Raw genomic sequence first — 15,728 nt, forward strand, 5'->3', positions numbered from 1 at the left:
CCGAAGACATTCACAGTTGACTGACATCTTCAACGGGCGCAGAATTAAACGCATGGCTAATTCTGCTGCCGTCGTCGTTGACGGGTTGTGGGTGCGGCGTGGGGGACGGGTCGTGCTGCACGGCGTCGGCTTCTCCGTGCCCCGTGGGTCCATCACCGGGTTGCTCGGCCCCAGCGGCTGTGGCAAGACGACACTCATGCGCGCGGTCGTCGGCGTGCAGGTCGTCGAGTCGGGCACGGTCACCGTGCTCGGTGAACCCGCGGGCAGCGCCCCGCTGCGCGACAAGATCGGCTACGCGACACAGAACCCGTCCGTCTACGCCGACCTCACCGTCAGCGAGTCCCTGCGTTACTTCGCCTCGATCTTGCGCGCACCTGCCGGCGACGTCGCTCGCGTCATCGACGAGGTCGGGCTTGGCACGCATGCCGACCACATCGTCGGTGAGCTGTCCGGCGGACAGCTCACCCGCGCGAGTCTCGCCGTCGCCCTGCTCGGGCGGCCGGACCTGCTCGTGCTCGACGAGCCCACGGTCGGGCTCGACCCCGTGCTGCGCGAGGAGCTGTGGGCGCTGTTCCACAAGCTCGCCGCGCGTGGCGTCACGCTGCTGGTGTCGAGCCACGTCATGGACGAGGCAGCCCGCTGCGAACGCCTGCTGCTCATGCGCGAGGGCCGCATCCTCGCCGACGACACCCCGGACGCCCTGCGCGCGGCCACCGCCGCCGATGACCTCGAACAGGCGTTTCTCAAGCTGGTCCGCCAACAGGAGACCCCCGCATGAACGTGACGTTCGCGCTGGCCACCGCCCGGCGCATACTCACCCAGCTGCGCCACGATCGCCGCACGGTCGCGATGATGGTGTTGGTTCCGTCGTTGCTGCTGGTCCTCCTTCGGTACGTGTTCAACTCGGAGCGGGCGTTCAGCGTGGCCGCCCCCGCGCTGCTCGCCGTGTTCCCGTTCGCGATCATGTTCATCGTCACGTCGATCACCACGCTGCGTGAGCGCACGACCGCCACGCTCGAACGCCTCATGACGCTGCCGATCGGCAAGCTCGACCTGCTCTTCGGCTACGCGATCGCGTTCGGCCTGGTCGCGGTCATCCAGGTCCTCGTGGCGACCGGGATCTCGCTGACGTGGCTCGGGTTGGAGATCGACGGTTCGGTGTGGCTGCTCATGCTGATCGCCGTGCTGGACGCGCTGCTCGGCACCGCACTCGGGCTGCTGGCGAGCGCGTTCGCCCGCACCGAGTTCCAGGCAGTGCAGTTCATGCCGGCGATCGTGATGCCCCAGGTCCTCCTTTGTGGATTGTTCGCACCGCGGAGCTCGATGACCCCGGTGCTGGAATGGCTGTCGAACGTGATGCCGCTATCTTATGCCGTGGACGCGCTCGAATCAGTCACACGTTCGAATGAACTCGATGGGGTGTTCGCGCGGAATCTCGTGATCGTCGCTGGTAGCGGCGTTCTGGCCCTTGTCCTGGGCGCCGCGACCCTTCGCCGCCGCACTCCCTGACGGCCTCGGGACGCCGCGCTGAGAGCGGTCACAGTTACTGATCGGTACTGTTCCGGATATGTCGGATGTGGAGCGGCTTGGGCGCGGTAGCTACCTTCTGGTCACGACGTTCCGTAAGGACGGGACGCCCGTGCCCACCCCCGTGTGGGTGGGGCGCGACGGGGACGACCTGATCGTCTGGACGCAGACCACGGCCGGCAAGGTCAAGCGGGTGCGGAACAACCCCGCCGTCGAGCTTTCCGAGTGCGACCTGCGGGGCAGGCCACGCGGCGAGACGGTCAAGGGCACCGCCCGCATCCTCGACGACGACGGGACCGAGCGCGGTCGCCGGCTGCTCAGGAAGAAGTACGGCGTCGCCGGGCGCGTCACCATCGGCGCCAGCAAGCTCTTCCGTGGCCGGCACGGCACCGTCTGCCTGGCCATCAGCGTCGACCGCTGAGATCAGCGAACCGCGGCCAACGCCTCCGGCAGCGTGAACTCGCCCGCGTACAGCGCCTTCCCGATGATCGCGCCCTCGACCCCCAGCGGCGCCAACCCGGCCAGCGCACGCAGGTCGGCCAGGCTCGACACCCCGCCTGACGCCACCACCGGCGCCTTCGCCCGCTCGCACACCTCGCGCAGCAGCGACAGGTTCGGCCCTTCGAGCGTCCCGTCCTTACTCACGTCCGTCACCACGTACCTGGCACAGCCGTCGCTCTCCAGGCGCGCCAGCACAGCCCACAGGTCGCCACCGTCCTCGGTCCAGCCCTTCGTCGCCACGCGCCAGCCGCCGGAGTCGCCGGCGCGGACGTCCAGTCCCACCGCGACCCGATCGCCATGGGACGCGATCACCTCCGTGCACCACGACGGGTTCGTGACCGCCGCCGTGCCCAGGTTCACCCGCGCGCACCCCGTCGCCAGTGCGGCTGACAGCGAGGCGTCGTCGCGGATTCCGCCGGTCAGCTCCACGGAGACGTCCAGCCTGGACACGATCTCCGCCGTCAACGCGCGGTTGTCACCGGTACCGAACGCCGCGTCAAGGTCGACCAGGTGCACCCACTCCGCGCCGGCCTCCTGCCAGGCCAGCGCCGCCGCCAACGGGTCGCCGTAGCCGGTCTCCGTGCCGGACTGGCCCTGGAACAGGCGAACGGCCTTGCCATCGCGCACATCGACCGCGGGAAGGAGGGTGAAGGTCACGCGCAGCAGCGTACCTACAGGTTCTTCAGCCAGTTCGTGAGCAGGTGAGCCCCCGCGTCGCCGGACTTCTCCGGGTGGAACTGTGTCGCGGCCAGCGGACCGTTCTCCACCGCCGCCACGAAGTCGCCGCCGTGGGTCGCCCACGTGACCTTGGGGACCGGCATGGGTGGCGACGACTCCAGCTCCCACCGCTGGACCGCGTACGAGTGCACGAAGTAGAACCTGGTGTCGGCGTCCAACCCGTCGAACAGCACCGAGTCGGCTGGCGCGCTGACCGTGTTCCACCCCATGTGCGGCACGATCTCGGCGTCGAGCCGCTCGACCGTGCCGGGCCACTGGCCGCAGCCCTCAGTGCGCACGCCGTGCTCGATGCCAAGGTCGAACAGGATCTGCATGCCCACGCACACCCCGAGCACCGGCCGGCCGCCGGCGAGCCGCTGGCCGATGACGCGGTCGCCTGCGACACCGCGCAGCCCGGCCATGCACGCCGCGAACGCGCCGACGCCGGGTACGAACAACCCGTCGCACTCGAGCGCGGCGGCGAGGTCGCCGGTCACCTCGACGTCCGCGCCGACCCGCCGCAACGCACGCTCGGCCGACCTCAGGTTGCCTGATCCATAGTCCAGTACGACGACTCGTGCCACCCCAACAGGCTAGCCGCAAGGGTCACCACGCGAAGGTGCGCTCCGACACCGCGTTCGCCCACGGTGGTGTGCCAGAGGGTGCCGCCGTGCGGCTTCACCGGAGGAAATCGCGGATCGACCTCGCGATGCTCTCGGCGTCGAGACCGTGGACGGCGTCGTGCTCCTCGGCGGTGCCGTACGCGCGGACCTCGACGTCCCGCCGCACGCCGAGCGCACGCAGCCGGTGGGCGACGTCGTCGAAGGCGTGCGCGACCTCGTGCGCGGAGGTGCCGGCCAGGTACGGCTCGACGAGCACGACATCCGCGTGGCCGGCGGCCCGCAGGCCACGGTGGTCGAACGGCCGGACGGTCGAGGCGTACAGCACGGTGACGTCCACGTCGGCGGTGGCGGCCAGGACGTTGTCGAGCGTCGGCCCGACGGCGACGACCGTGCCCCGCGCACCCTCGCGCACGACGGAGAACCGGCCGGTCGCCGGGTGGGCCCGCGCGTTCTGCCGCGTCGAGAGCCGCAGGTAGACGCGGCCCGCGCCGTGGTCGTCGCCGGCGAGCGCGGCGGGCAGGAGCGCAGCGACCTCGTCCGGGTGGCCGGGGACGTGCACGGTCCAGCCGGGCAGGGTGTCGAGCAGCGCGACGTCGCCGGGGCCCTGGTGGGTGCGGCCCCACACCGGGTCGTCGTAGGAGGCGCCGATGCTGACGAGCACCGCGCCGACGTCCTGGTGGCCGAGGTCGAGCTTGATCTGCTCGAACGGCCGCTCGACGAGGAACGGCGTGTAGCTGTGCACGACGGGACGCAGGCCGGTGAGCGCCAGTCCCCCCGCGACGCCGACCATGGCCTGCTCGCGGATGCCGACGTTGAGCACGCGGTGCGGGTGGCGGTCGCGCGCCGGCGCGAAGGCGTCCCGGGAGATGTCGGCGGTGACGACCGCGAGCCGCGGGTCGTGGTCGAGTGCGGCGCTGACGGTGTCCACGAAGGTCTGTCGCATCGGTCACGCCTCCCGAATCGTTGCCACGACGGCGTTCGGGCCGTCCTGGCGGGCGGTGAGCGCGGCGTGGAGAGCGTCGTGGTCACGACCGTCCACAGTGGTCGCGTGCCAGCCCTCGACGGCGAAGCGGTTGGCGATGCCGCCGGGCCAGCCATGGCTCGCGGAGCTGTTGTCGACGGCGATCGCGGTCAGGTTGGTGACGTGCAGGCGGGTCGCGAGCGCGATGGCCTCGTGGTTGCTGCCCTCGTCCAGCTCGCCGTCGCCGACGAGCACGAAAACCCTTGGCTTGACCCGGTTCTGGGCGCGGAGGCCGAGTGCGGTGCCGACGGCGAGGGGCAGGCCGTGGCCGAGTGAGCCGCTGCTGATCTCGACGCCGGGCACGAGGTTGCGGTCGGGGTGCTGGCCGAGCGGCGAGGCGAAGGTGGTCCAGTCGTCGAGGACGGCCGGATCGATGAACCCCTTTGCCGCGAGGATCGCGTAGTAGGCCATCGGGCCGTGGCCCTTGGAGAGCAGGAACCGGTCACGGTCGGGATGGTCGGCGGTGGTGGGGTCGATGTTCAGCACCCGGTCGTAGAGCACTCGGAGAACGTCCACAGTGGACGCCGCGGCCCATTCGTGTTTCTCGTCGCCGGTCATCCGCCGGAACAACGCGGCGAGATCGAGTGTCTTTGTCATGTGACGAGCATGCGACCTCCAGCGCGCTGGAGGTCAAGGACCTCGACCTTGGTGGAGGTCCCGGGTAGTGTTCGGGCCGTGTCGAAGCTGCCCGATCACCTGACGATTGGCGAGGTCTCGCGGCGCAGTGGCGTGCCGCACACCGCGCTGCGGTTCTACGAGGAGCGGGGGTTGATCCTGTCCGAGCGCACCGCCGGTAACCAGCGGAAATACGCCCGCGCGGTGTTGCGGCGGCTGGCGTTCATCCGGACCGCGCAGCGGGTGGGGCTGTCGCTGGAGGAGATCCGCGACGCGCTGGGGACTTTGCCCGAGGGGCGTACGCCGACCAAGGCGGACTGGGCGCGACTGTCCCATGTGTGGCGAAGTGAGTTGGACGCCCGGATCGACGCGATGCAGCGGTTGAGGGATCGATTGACGGCTTGTATCGGGTGTGGGTGTTTGTCGTTGAAGTCCTGTCATCTGATCAACCGGGACGACCTGTTGGCGGCTTATGGGCCTGGGGCGCCTCGGTTGAAGGCCTCCTCTGAGGGTGGGATCTGATCTTTCCGGGTTGGGGGTTGGGTGCGGGGCCGGGGGTGGGCGCGGGGTGGGGAGGGGGCGGGGCGGGGTGGGGAGGGGTTGGCAAGGCGCGGTTGGAGGCCGAGGGGCGGGCGGCGGCGCGGGAACATGGCTGAGATGGCAGGCGCGGTTGGGTCGAGGGGTGAGCGGCAGCGTGGCAGCTTGGCTGAGACAGCAGGCGCGGGTTGGAGGCCGAAGGGCGGCCGGCAGCGCGGGAACATGGCTGAGATAGCAGGCGCGGTTGAACGCCAGTAGGGATCGCGGTGGCGTCTGGCGAGTGGGCAACGGCTGGTTCAGCTTGTTGGCCGGGCAAGGCGGGCTTGTTGGCTGGGCAATGCGGGCTTGAGGGCCTGCTGGGATCCCAGCACGGTAACCGGATGGGGTGGCGGCTCGCGGACGCGCCTGTGGGGCCTCGTGGCCGGGGGCGGTCAGGATTGCCTTGCGGCGCGCCAGTCTTCTACTACCTCGTCGACCTCCAGTGGGCCCATCCGCAGTAGGGGGCCAACCTGTGGGGCCCGGTGGACTTCGAGGATGCGTTTGTTGATGTCCTCGACGACCTCACGGACCTCTTGTTCCGTGCGGATCCTGGTCAGGCGTTCCGGGAGGGCCGCCACTTCTTTCGGAATCGCCAGGGATGGCGGGAGTAGTGCGCTGGTGTCGTGGTTCTCTTCGCGGAGTTTCTGGACCACCCATTCCACGGTGCCGCCCTGGCGTTTCGGCAGCGGCTTTCCCGCACCCGGGAGGTTGTCCAGCTCGCCGCGTTCCTGGGCTTGGCGGATCTGCCAGTCGACCCAGGTCTCGACCGGCATGTCTGGTGGCTTTCTGTCGGTCATGGGGCCATTCTGCCCGTTACGAGGCCATCCAGACCACCGCGCCGCCTACGGCCACCGCCGCGGCCAGGCCCAGGATCACGGCCATCACCTTCGCGGTCTTGTACGTCGAGTACACGCCGCCCACCAGGAAGCCGGCTATCGCCAGCAGGCCTATGACTACTACTTCCTTGGACATGCGCGGAAGCCTAGAGGGTGCCTTTTGTGCTCGGGATTCCGTGCTGCCTCGGGTCCGCTTCCACCGCGGCGCGTAGTGACCTCGCTACCGCCTTGTACTGGGCCTCGGTGATGTGGTGGGGGTCGCGGCCGTGGATCACGCGCACGTGCAGTGCGATCCTCGCGTGGAAGGCGAGGGACTCGAAGACGTGCCGGTTGAGCACGGTCGGGTAGTTGTTGCCGACCACGAACGCCGTCATCAGCTCCGGCTCGCCGGTCAGCACGCAGTACGGGCGGCCGGACACGTCCACCGCCGCGTGGGCCAGGGTCTCGTCCATCGGGATCCAGGCGTCGCCGAAACGGCGGATGCCATGCTTGTCGCCCAGGGCCTTGCCGATGGCCTCACCAAGGACGATGGCCACGTCCTCGACGGTGTGGTGGGCGTCGATCTCGATGTCGCCCTTTGCCTGCACCGTCAGGTCGAACATGCCGTGGGCGCCGAACGCGGTCAGCATGTGGTCGTAGAACGGGACGCCGGTGGACACGTCCACCTTGCCGGCGCCGTCGAGGTCGATCTCCACGACCACCGACGACTCCCTGGTCGTCCGCTCGACGCGACCGATCCGGTTCACCTGACGATCTCCTTACTGGCGGCCAGGAACGCGTCGTTCTCCGCCGGTGTGCCGATGCTGACCCGCAGGTGTCCGGGGATCCCCACGTCCCGAATCAGGACCCCGTGGTCCAGGTAGGACCGCCACGTCGCGGCCGCGTCGGTGAACTGTCCGAAGAGGACGAAGTTGGCGTCGCTGGGCACCACCTCGAAACCCAGGCCGCGCAACGACTCCATCACGCGGTCGCGTTCGTCGGCCAGCTTGTGCACGGACGCCAGCGTCGCGTCGGCGTGCCGCAGTGCCGCCCGCGCCGCGGCCTGCGTGACGACGGACAGGTGGTACGGCAACCGGACCAGCAGCAGCGCGTCCACCATCGCCGGGGCCGCGGCCAGGTAGCCGAGACGCCCGCCGGCGAACGCGAACGCCTTGCTCATCGTCCGCGACACGATCAGCTTCGCCGGGTACTCGGCCAGCAACGTCACCGCGCTCGTCCGCGACGAGAACTCCGCGTACGCCTCGTCCACCACGATCAGGCCCGGCGCGGCCTCGATCAGCGCACGCAGCCCGGACAGCGGGATCGAGCCGCCGGTCGGGTTGTTCGGACTGGTCACGAACGCGATGTCCGGCTTGCGGTCGGCGAGGACGGCGGCCGCGGTGGTCGTGTCGAGCGTGAAGTCCGAGCGGCGCGGCGTCGGCGCCCAGTCCGTGCGGGTGCCGGTGGCGATGATCGGGTGCATCGAGTACGACGGCTCGAAGCCCATCGCCGTGCGGCCCGGACCGCCGAACGCCTGGAGGACCTGTTGGAGGATCTCGTTGGAACCGTTGGCGGCCCACAGGTTCTCGACCGCGAGCGGGACACCGGTGGCCGACGACAGGTATGCCGCGAGGTCGGTTCGCAGCGCCACCGCGTCCCGGTCGGGGTAGCGGTGCAGGGACGCGGCCGCCTCGGCGACCGCCCGCGTCAGGTCGGCGACCAGCTCGGGCGGCGGCGGGTACGGGTTCTCGTTGGTGTTGAGCCGGAACTCGACGTCCAGCTGCGGCGCGCCGTAGGGCGAGCGGCCGCGCAGGTCGTCACGCAACGGCAGGTCCGAAAGCGAGACCTCAGCCCCGATCACGCCGTACCCCCGAACCGCGCCGTGACCGCCTGGCCGTGCGCCGGCAGGTCCTCGGCGTTGGCGAGGGCGACGACCTTGCCGGCGACCTCGCGAAGCGCGTCCGCCGAGTAGTCGATGACGTGGATGCCCCGCAGGAACGTCTGCACCGACAGGCCCGACGAGTGCCGCGCGCAGCCGCCGGTGGGCAGCACGTGGTTGGAGCCGGCGCAGTAGTCGCCGAGCGAGACCGGGCTGTGCGGGCCGACGAAGATCGCGCCGGCGGCCCGGACCCGTGCCGCGACAGCCGCGGCGTCGGCCGTCTGCACCTCGAGGTGCTCGGCCGCGTACGCGTCCACGACGGACACTCCGGCGTCCACATCGGACACCAGCACACAGCCGGACTGGGCGCCCTGCAGGGCGGTCGTGACGCGGTCGGTGTGCTTGGTGGCCTTGACCTGGCGGGCCAGCTCCGCGTCGACCGCGTCGGCCAGCTCGACCGACGGCGTCACCAGGACGCTCGCGGCCAGGGTGTCGTGCTCGGCCTGGCTGATCAGGTCGGCGGCCACGTGCACCGGGTCGGCGGTCTCGTCGGCCAGGACCGCGATCTCGGTCGGCCCGGCCTCGGAGTCGATGCCGATCGTGCCGCGCAGCAGGCGTTTGGCGGCGGTCAGGTAGACGTTGCCGGGACCGGTGACCAGGTCGACCGGCTCCAGCGGGGTCCCGTCGGTGTCGGTGCCGCCGTGGGCCAGCAGTGCGACCGCCTGCGCTCCCCCGACCGCCCACACCTCGGTCACGCCGAGCAGCTCGGCGGCGGCGAGGACGGTCGGGTGCGGCAGCCCGCCGAACTCGGGTTGCGGCGGCGAGCACACCACGAGCGACTCGACGCCCGCGATCTGCGCCGGCACCACGTTCATCACGACGCTCGACGGGTACACCGCGAGCCCGCCCGGCGCGTACAGGCCGACGCGGCGGACCGGCACCCAGCGCTCGGTGACCGTGCCGCCCGGCACGACCTGGGTGGTGACGTCGGTGCGGCGCTGGTCGGCGTGCACCCGGCGGGCGCGCTCGATCGACTCCTCGATCGCCTCGCGGACGGGCCGTTCGAGGTACGCGAGACCGGACGTCAGCTCCCGCAGGGGCACCCGGATCTTCGCGGGGCGGACGCCGTCGAACCGCTCGGACAGCTCCAGCACGGCCTCGACGCCACGCTCCCGCACGTCGTCGACCAGGGGGCGGACCTGATGCAGCACCGCGTCCACGTCCACGTCGGCGCGCGGCAGCAGCGCGCGCAGCTCGGCCGGCGACGGGACTCGACCACGCAGGTCGGTGCGGCTCAGCATCGGTTTCCCTTCACGAATTCTCACAGCGACACCCACAGCCTAAGCGGTCCCGCGTGCCCCCGAACGGCCCACTCCGCCGGTCGGACGATCCGGTCCTGACGCACGGTTCCCGACCCGTGACGGGTTGTCGCGACCCGGGTCCCGGGCGACCGTCCACAAAAGCCTCGCCGGAAAGCTCCGTTCAGGCCAGTTCGGCCACGGCCGCCACGGCCTCGTCCAGCTGGGCCGGGCTCACGAAGTAGTGCGGCGAGGCCCGGACGATCTCGTCCAGACCGCGCCGGGTCATGTCGTAGCGGGTCGAGGTCACACCGGACACGGTGACGGTGACGCCCTTCTCGCGCAGGCGGTCGCGGACCTCGGCGGCGGGCACTCCCGAAACCGAGAAGGTCACCAGGCCGCACCGTTGCGAGCCCAGGTCGTGGACGGTCACGCCCGGGAGCTCCGCGAGGCCCCTGCGCAGGTGCTCGCCGCGGTCGGCGACCGCGGCGGCGATGGCGTCGATGCCCAGGTCGAGCGCGTACTGGAACGCCGCGACCAGGCCGAGGCGGTCGGCGATGTTCGACTCCCACAGCTCGAAGACCCGGGCGTCGTCCCGCAGCTCGTACCGGTCGGGCCCGACCCACGTGCCGCTGTGCAGGTCGACCTGTCGCGGGTGCAGGGACTCCAGGACCGGCCGGCGCACCACCAGGAAACCCGTGCCACGCGGCCCGCGCAGCCACTTGCGGCCCGTGCCCGTGATGATGTCCGCGCCGAGGCCCGTCACCTGGACCTGCCCCACCGACTGGCACGCGTCCAGCATCACCAGCGCGCCGACCTCGTGCGCCGCTTCGACCACCGGCGCCACCGGGTTCACCAGGCCGCCGTTGGTCGGCACGTGCACCAGCGACACCAGCCGCACCCGCTCGTCGAGCAACGAGCGGAGCGCCGCGACGTCCACCGCGCCCATGGCGTCCGACGGGATCGCCTCCACGACGGCGCCGACCTCCTCGGCACGGCGCAGCAGCGGAATGGCGTTGCCCGCGTACTCCGCCTCCGTGCAGAGGATCCGGTCGCCGGCGGCCAGCGGGATCGCGTCGAACACGGCCAGCCACGACCGGGTCGCGCTGTCGGTGAAGGCGACCTCGTCGGGATGACAGTCCAGCACCGACGCGAGCACCGCGTAGCCGGCCTCGAGGTCGTCGAGACGCTCCTCCGCGGCCCGGTAGCCACCCACCTCGGCCTCGCGGCGCAGGTGGTTGACGACCTCGTCCAGCACCCGCACCGGCGGCAGCGACGAGCCCGCGCTGTCGAGGAACACACCCCGGTGGCAGCCCGGCGTCTGCGCGCGTACGGCCTCGAGGTCGATCATGCCGTCTCCTCACCCGCTCCGTCGCGCCGGAACGCTCCGCAAGCTCCGCTCAACATCGACGATTCGCTCCGCAAGCTCCGCTCAGCAATGTCTTTTCGCTCCGCAAGCTCCGCTCAGCGCGGCGTCCAGTCCTCCAGGTTCCACCACGCGCCCCAGGTGGCGTCCGCGCCCGCCGCGTCGACCACCGGCTGGTACCCGTCCCAGCTCTCCCGGATGACGTAGGTGTGGTTCGGGGCGGCGAGCACCACCATGCCCGGCGCGGTCACCCACGCACGCTGGACCTTCCGGTACATCGTGGCCCGCTCGGCCGGGTCGGTCGCGGTACGCCCGGTGTCCAGCGCCGTGTCGACGGCCTCGTTGTCATACCCCCCGAGCCCGGACCGCAGCACCGGGTACAGCGCGGTGTCCGGGTCGAACGGGTCGCCGAAGCTCACCACCGACGGGCCGGCCGCCAGCGCGGCCGGATCGGTCGTCGCCTCGGGCGTGACCTGCACGCCGACCGCGCGCGCGTCGGTCGCGAACGCCTCGGCCATGCCTGCGGCGACCGTGTCACCCTGCTCGTACCGCAGGGGGAACGCGGCCTGCGCGCCGTTCTTGACCCGCACGCCGCCGGCGCCGGGGTTCCAGCCGCCCGATGACAGCGCGTCGAGCGCGCGGGGCAGGTCGTAGTCGAAGACCGCGTCCGGCTCGGCGAACTCGGCCAGCACCTCGGGCATCGGCGTGTACGCGACACGACCCTTGCCGGCCAGCACGTTCTCCACCATCGCGTCGCGGTTGACCGCGTAGTTCAACGCGAGCCGCAGGGCGGCGTCGCCGGTGACGGGGTCGCCGGCCGGCATGAGGACCGCGCGCACGTCCGCGGCACTGTGGGCGACCACCCGCATGCCGTCGGCGTCCTCGAACTTCACCGCGAGCTCCGGCGGCAGCGCGGCGCCGTCGAGCTTGCCCTTCGTCAGCTGCTTGGCGCGGGTCGCGTCGTCTGGGACGAACTCGACGGTGACCTTGGTGACGGCCGGCGCCTCGTCCCAGTAGGACTTGTTGGCCTCGAGCACCATCCGCTGGCCGCGCTGCCACGTGGCGAGCCGGTACGGGCCGGTGCCGACCGGGCTCTGGGTGTCGAGCGACTCGCTGGACACGATGCCGAGCGTGAGCAGGTCGGCGAACGGCGCGTACGGCGCGGACAGGTCGAACCGCACGGTCGCGGTGTTCAGGGCCACGACGTTCTTGAGCATCGAGAACCGTTGGCGCACCGGCGACTTCCGCGCCGGGTCGAGCAGCGCGTGGTAGGTGTCCACGACGTCCTGCGCCTCGAACGGCGAGCCGTCGGTGAACGTGACGCCCGGGCGCAGCGAGACGGTCCACGACAGGCCGTCGGTGGCCGGCGTCGGCAGCTCGGTGGCGAGCGCGGGGCGAAGCGAGAGGTTGGCCTGGTGCTCGACGAGCCCGTCGTAGAGCTTCGCGGCGCCGTGCTCGGCGTAGCCCGCGAGGGGGCTGAGGTCAGCCGGTTCGTCGGCGACGGCGATCACCAGCGACCTGCCGTCGGGATCGCCGGAGGCCGGCGGGGCCGGATCGCCGGTGCAGGCGCCCACGAGCGCGACCGCGAGGAGCGGCACGAGAAGACGCGACTTGTTGGGCACGAGGCCCGACCCTAGCCGGGCGACATATCCTCGCGTGGAGGGATTAACGATTCTCACTTCCGGAGGTCGTCGCCGTGCGTGTCGCCCTGAGCCAGATCACGTCCACCCCGTCGCCCGACGAGAACCTGACTCTCGTGGCGGAACAGGTGAAGGCGGCCGCCGCGGACGGGGCGTCGGTGGTCCTGTTCCCGGAGGCGACGATGGCGTGTTTCGGCACGTCACTGGGCCCACTGGCGGAGCCGCTGGACGGGCCGTGGGCGTCGGGCGTGCGGGAGATCGCGTCGTCCCACGACGTGCTCGTGGTGGCCGGGATGTTCACGCCGGCGCCGAACGGGCGGGTGTTCAACACGCTGCTGGCGACAGCGCGTGACCGGCACGTCGGCTACGACAAGATCCACCTGTACGACGCGTTCGGCTTCCAGGAGTCACGGACCGTAGCGCCGGGTGACGAGCTGGTGGTGCTCGCCGACGTCGGCATCGCGACCTGCTACGACGTGCGGTTTCCCGGGGTGTTCACGGGGTTGGCGGACCGGGGCGCCTCGGTGATCCTGCTCGGGGCCTCGTGGGGCGCAGGGCCGGGGAAGGTCGAGCAGTGGGAGCTGCTGGTGCGGGCGCGGGCGCTGGACTCGACGTGCTTCGTGGTGGCATGCGGGCAGGCGGACCCCGGCGTGCCGACGACGGCGCCGACGGGGGTCGGGCACAGCCTGGTCGCGGCGCCGGACGGGTCGGTGGTCGCGTCCGCCGGCGCGGACCCGGAACTGCTGGTGGTGGACCTGGACCTCACGCTCGTCGAGCGGACGCGCGCGAACATCCCGGTGCTGGCGAACCGGCGGCTGTGACGCCGGCATCGAACCGTCGCGAAAGGGCACCCCTGCGACGGTTACGGCACCGTCATCGTCTGCGGGGCGTCGCGACGATGCGGCCGCCCTCGGCCGGGACCAGCGTGATGTTGCGGGGTTTCACGGCCTCCGGGCGCTCGTGCTCGGGCCGGATGTCGTAGCGCGTCAGCGCCTCCCGCAGGACCGCGGTGGCCTCCTGCAGCGAGAAGCCGGCGCCGATGCAGCGGCGGACTCCCCCGCCGAACGGGATCCACGTGCCGGACTCCGGCTGCTTGCCGATGAACCGTTCCGGGCGGAAGTCCCTGGGGTCGGCGTGCACGGCCGCGTCGCGATGGACGAGCGAGATGCTCGGCGCGACGACCGTGCCCGCCGGCAGGAGGTAGCCGGCGACCTCGGTCGGTTCGGTCAGCTTGCGGGCCACGTTCTGGATCACCGGGCGGCGGCGCATGGCCTCCTTCGCCACGGCCTCCAGGTACCCGTCGTCACCGTCGTCGGCCGCCTGCTGCGCCTTGCGGAGGATGTCCGGGCGGCGCGCCAGCTCGTGGAACGACCAGGCCAGGGCGGTCGCGGTGGTCTCGTGGCCGGCCAGCAGGAGCGTGACCATGTGGTCGCGCAGTTCGAGGTCGGTCATCTCGTCGCCGGCGGCGGTGAGCAGTCTGGACAGCACGTCGCCGCGCTCGGAGAGGTCACCGACGGCGCGCCGGTCGGTGATCTCCGCGTACAGCACGCGGTCCACCGCGCGCAGGTTCTCCCAGTTCCGGCGGAACGGGCCGAAGTTGCGCAGCTTCGGGTAGCTCCAGCCGAGCACGGTCAGCGGGCCGATGTCGGTGACGCGGCCCAGGCGGGGCCGCAGCTTTGCCAGGCGCGGGCCGTCGGACATGCCGAAGACGACCCGCAGGATGATCTCCAGCGTCACCGCGTTCATGCGCGGGTGGACCGGGAACGGCGTGCCTACCGGCCAGCTGTCGACGCAACCGGCGGCCAGCTCGCTCATCAGGTCGCGGTAGCCACGCAGCGCGGCGCCGTTGAAGGCGGGCATGAGCAGCTTGCGGGCACGCAGGTGCTCGTCCTCGTCGGTGATCAGCAGCGAGTGTCTGCCCATGACCGGCGCCAGCACGCCGTTGCCCTCGCCGGCGTGGAAAACCGTTGGCGCGCCCGCGAAGACCTGGCGGATGTGCACCGGCTGGCAGAGCGTGACGACGGTCCGCCCACCGGCGACGCGTGAGGTGAAGACGTCCCCGTAGCGGACGCGCCAGCGGGTGAGAACCCGGCGGCGCGCGGTCATGAACAGGACGGTCGTGACGAGCGGCGGCAGGTTCGGTCCGGGCGGCAGGGCTGGGGGTGCCTCGACCATGGCCATGTCGTGTTTATACGCGCGTATAAATGGCCGTCACAACTACGATCAGCTGGTGGGTCACCGGGAACAGCTCCTCGCCGCGGCACGGCAACTGCTGGAGGACAAGGGATACGCGCACATCACCGCACGTGACCTGGTCGCCGCGTCGGGCACGAACCTCGCCTCGATCGGGTACCACTTCGGGTCGAAGGCGGGGTTGCTGAACGCGGCGCTGGGCATCGTGTTCGAGGACTGGGCCGCGCAGCTCACGAAGATCGCGCTGGCGGACCCGGCGGCGTCGCCACTGGAACGGGCGCACCGGACGTGGGTGGCGCTGCTGGCGAACCTCGGCGGCCGGCGGGCTCTGCTGGTCTCGTTCGTGGAGGCGGTGGCGCAGGCGGAGCGAGATCCCGAGCTGCGCGAACAGCTCGCCGGGATGTACCGCGGGGTGCGGGAGCGGGTCAGCGAGATCGTGGGGAAGGCACTGGACACCACCCCGGCCGACCCACGCTGCACGGCGGTGGCGAGCTGGATGATGGCCGTGTGCGACGGGTTGTCGATGCAGTGGCTGCTCGATCCGACGGCCACCCCGGACGGACAGGACCTGCTGCGCGGCCTGGCCGACCTGCGCGCGGTCTCGGAGGCGTGATGGATCCGCACATCCATGTGGCACAGCGAGTGGTGGAGGCGGGCGCCGGGTTCCGCAGCGCGGTCACGTCGCTGCTCGGGGTCGTGCCCGACACGCCGGGTCTCGTCACCACGGGGTGTGCGCTGCGGGTGCCCTACGCGATGACGTCGCCACGCCCGGAGAGCGTGACCTGCCTCGCGTGCCGGGAACACGCGCACCGGGAGTACCTGCGCTTCGCCGACCAGGTGGAGAACCTGAGCAGCCTGCCCAACCTGGCCATCAGCGGGATCGACAGCACACAGGCCGCCGAGGCCGTGGCCCGGCTCCGCGACCTCGCGAAGAGGTTCGCCGGCTCCGACTGACCC

Annotated in this window: 19 protein-coding genes; 7 read left to right on the forward strand and 12 right to left on the reverse strand. The window is 71.2% G+C overall.

Translation table 11 applies throughout. The features are described 5' to 3' along the window. The first annotated feature begins 52 nt into the window (after window positions 1-52). From VET29_RS21985 to VET29_RS21995, 3 genes are read left to right on the forward strand one after another with little or no spacing between them, the layout of a single operon-like run. On the forward strand, window positions 53-778 hold the full coding sequence (locus VET29_RS21985) for an ABC transporter ATP-binding protein (RefSeq protein ID WP_324923444.1): 726 nt from the start codon (window positions 53-55) through the stop codon (window positions 776-778). Continuing rightward, the gene (locus VET29_RS21990) at window positions 775-1,509 is read left to right on the forward strand and encodes an ABC transporter permease (protein ID WP_324923447.1); all 735 of its coding nucleotides are present in this window, start codon (window positions 775-777) and stop codon (window positions 1,507-1,509) included. Before VET29_RS21985 ends, VET29_RS21990 begins: the two co-directional genes overlap by 4 nt. Window positions 1,510-1,567: 58 nt before the next feature. Continuing rightward, window positions 1,568-1,948: a PPOX class F420-dependent oxidoreductase gene (locus tag VET29_RS21995; protein ID WP_324923449.1), complete on the forward strand. Its 381-nt coding sequence runs from the start codon at window positions 1,568-1,570 to the stop codon at window positions 1,946-1,948. Window positions 1,949-1,950: 2 nt separating this feature from the next. On the opposite strand, the gene priA is transcribed toward VET29_RS21995, so the two are convergent. The 4 genes from priA to VET29_RS22015 form a co-directional block, all read right to left on the reverse strand. Further along, entirely contained in the window at window positions 1,951-2,685 is a 735-nt protein-coding gene (gene priA, locus VET29_RS22000; protein WP_324923451.1) for a bifunctional 1-(5-phosphoribosyl)-5-((5-phosphoribosylamino)methylideneamino)imidazole-4-carboxamide isomerase/phosphoribosylanthranilate isomerase PriA, read from the reverse strand. 14 nt (window positions 2,686-2,699) lie between these two features. After that, a complete protein-coding gene (hisH, locus tag VET29_RS22005) occupies window positions 2,700-3,329 on the reverse strand; it encodes an imidazole glycerol phosphate synthase subunit HisH (protein ID WP_324923453.1) in 630 nt (209 codons plus the stop codon). Between the two features lie 94 nt (window positions 3,330-3,423). Next, window positions 3,424-4,311 carry a transketolase gene (locus VET29_RS22010; protein WP_324923455.1) on the reverse strand — a complete coding sequence of 296 codons (888 nt, stop codon included), beginning with the start codon at window positions 4,309-4,311 and terminating at the stop codon, window positions 3,424-3,426. Between the two features lie 3 nt (window positions 4,312-4,314). After that, window positions 4,315-4,986 (reverse strand): thiamine pyrophosphate-dependent enzyme, encoded by a 672-nt coding sequence (locus VET29_RS22015; protein WP_324923457.1) that lies wholly within the window; start codon window positions 4,984-4,986, stop codon window positions 4,315-4,317. A 78-nt stretch (window positions 4,987-5,064) separates the two neighbouring features. On the opposite strand from VET29_RS22015, the gene soxR reads away from it, so the two are divergent. Next, complete coding sequence (gene soxR / locus VET29_RS22020) at window positions 5,065-5,526, forward strand: redox-sensitive transcriptional activator SoxR (RefSeq protein WP_324923459.1); 462 nt, start codon at window positions 5,065-5,067, stop codon at window positions 5,524-5,526. 446 nt (window positions 5,527-5,972) lie between these two features. Here soxR and VET29_RS22025 read toward each other — a convergent pair whose 3' ends face one another. From VET29_RS22025 to VET29_RS22055, 7 genes are all read right to left on the reverse strand, one after another. Further along, on the reverse strand, window positions 5,973-6,377 hold the full coding sequence (locus VET29_RS22025; protein WP_324923461.1) for a DUF1992 domain-containing protein: 405 nt from the start codon (window positions 6,375-6,377) through the stop codon (window positions 5,973-5,975). A gap of 16 nt (window positions 6,378-6,393) precedes the next feature. Next, window positions 6,394-6,552 (reverse strand): hypothetical protein, encoded by a 159-nt coding sequence (locus VET29_RS22030; protein ID WP_324923463.1) that lies wholly within the window; start codon window positions 6,550-6,552, stop codon window positions 6,394-6,396. 10 nt (window positions 6,553-6,562) lie between these two features. Continuing rightward, complete coding sequence (gene hisB, locus VET29_RS22035) at window positions 6,563-7,162, reverse strand: imidazoleglycerol-phosphate dehydratase HisB (RefSeq protein WP_324923465.1); 600 nt, start codon at window positions 7,160-7,162, stop codon at window positions 6,563-6,565. Further along, on the reverse strand, window positions 7,159-8,256 hold the full coding sequence (locus VET29_RS22040) for a histidinol-phosphate transaminase (RefSeq protein ID WP_324923467.1): 1,098 nt from the start codon (window positions 8,254-8,256) through the stop codon (window positions 7,159-7,161). The genes hisB and VET29_RS22040 overlap by 4 nt, the downstream gene beginning before the upstream one ends. Beyond that, window positions 8,253-9,575, reverse strand: coding sequence for a histidinol dehydrogenase (gene hisD / locus VET29_RS22045; RefSeq protein WP_324923469.1), 1,323 nt, complete (start codon window positions 9,573-9,575; stop codon window positions 8,253-8,255). Before hisD ends, VET29_RS22040 begins: the two co-directional genes overlap by 4 nt. Window positions 9,576-9,756: 181 nt before the next feature. Beyond that, window positions 9,757-10,923, reverse strand: a complete 1,167-nt coding sequence (locus tag VET29_RS22050) for an aminotransferase class V-fold PLP-dependent enzyme (protein WP_324923472.1) — start codon at window positions 10,921-10,923, stop codon at window positions 9,757-9,759. 113 nt (window positions 10,924-11,036) lie between these two features. After that, the gene (locus tag VET29_RS22055; protein WP_324923474.1) at window positions 11,037-12,560 is read right to left on the reverse strand and encodes an ABC transporter substrate-binding protein; all 1,524 of its coding nucleotides are present in this window, start codon (window positions 12,558-12,560) and stop codon (window positions 11,037-11,039) included. Window positions 12,561-12,634: 74 nt separating this feature from the next. Between VET29_RS22055 and VET29_RS22060 the strand changes: the two genes are divergently transcribed. Continuing rightward, window positions 12,635-13,399, forward strand: coding sequence for a carbon-nitrogen hydrolase family protein (locus tag VET29_RS22060; protein ID WP_324923476.1), 765 nt, complete (start codon window positions 12,635-12,637; stop codon window positions 13,397-13,399). 52 nt (window positions 13,400-13,451) lie between these two features. Here the strand turns inward: VET29_RS22060 and VET29_RS22065 are convergent, their stop codons facing one another. Continuing rightward, window positions 13,452-14,759 (reverse strand): cytochrome P450, encoded by a 1,308-nt coding sequence (locus VET29_RS22065; RefSeq protein ID WP_324923478.1) that lies wholly within the window; start codon window positions 14,757-14,759, stop codon window positions 13,452-13,454. Window positions 14,760-14,808: 49 nt separating this feature from the next. Here VET29_RS22065 and VET29_RS22070 point away from each other — a divergent pair, with 49 nt between their 5' ends. Together VET29_RS22070 and VET29_RS22075 are read left to right on the forward strand one after the other, a co-directional pair. Then, window positions 14,809-15,384 (forward strand): TetR/AcrR family transcriptional regulator, encoded by a 576-nt coding sequence (locus VET29_RS22070; RefSeq protein ID WP_324923480.1) that lies wholly within the window; start codon window positions 14,809-14,811, stop codon window positions 15,382-15,384. Then, window positions 15,384-15,725 carry a hypothetical protein gene (locus VET29_RS22075; RefSeq protein WP_324923482.1) on the forward strand — a complete coding sequence of 114 codons (342 nt, stop codon included), beginning with the start codon at window positions 15,384-15,386 and terminating at the stop codon, window positions 15,723-15,725. The genes VET29_RS22070 and VET29_RS22075 overlap by 1 nt, the downstream gene beginning before the upstream one ends. Window positions 15,726-15,728 lie beyond the last annotated feature (3 nt).

Source organism: Actinophytocola sp., from assembly GCF_035634895.1.
In the GTDB taxonomy this organism is placed as follows: Bacteria; Actinomycetota; Actinomycetes; order Mycobacteriales; family Pseudonocardiaceae; genus Actinophytocola.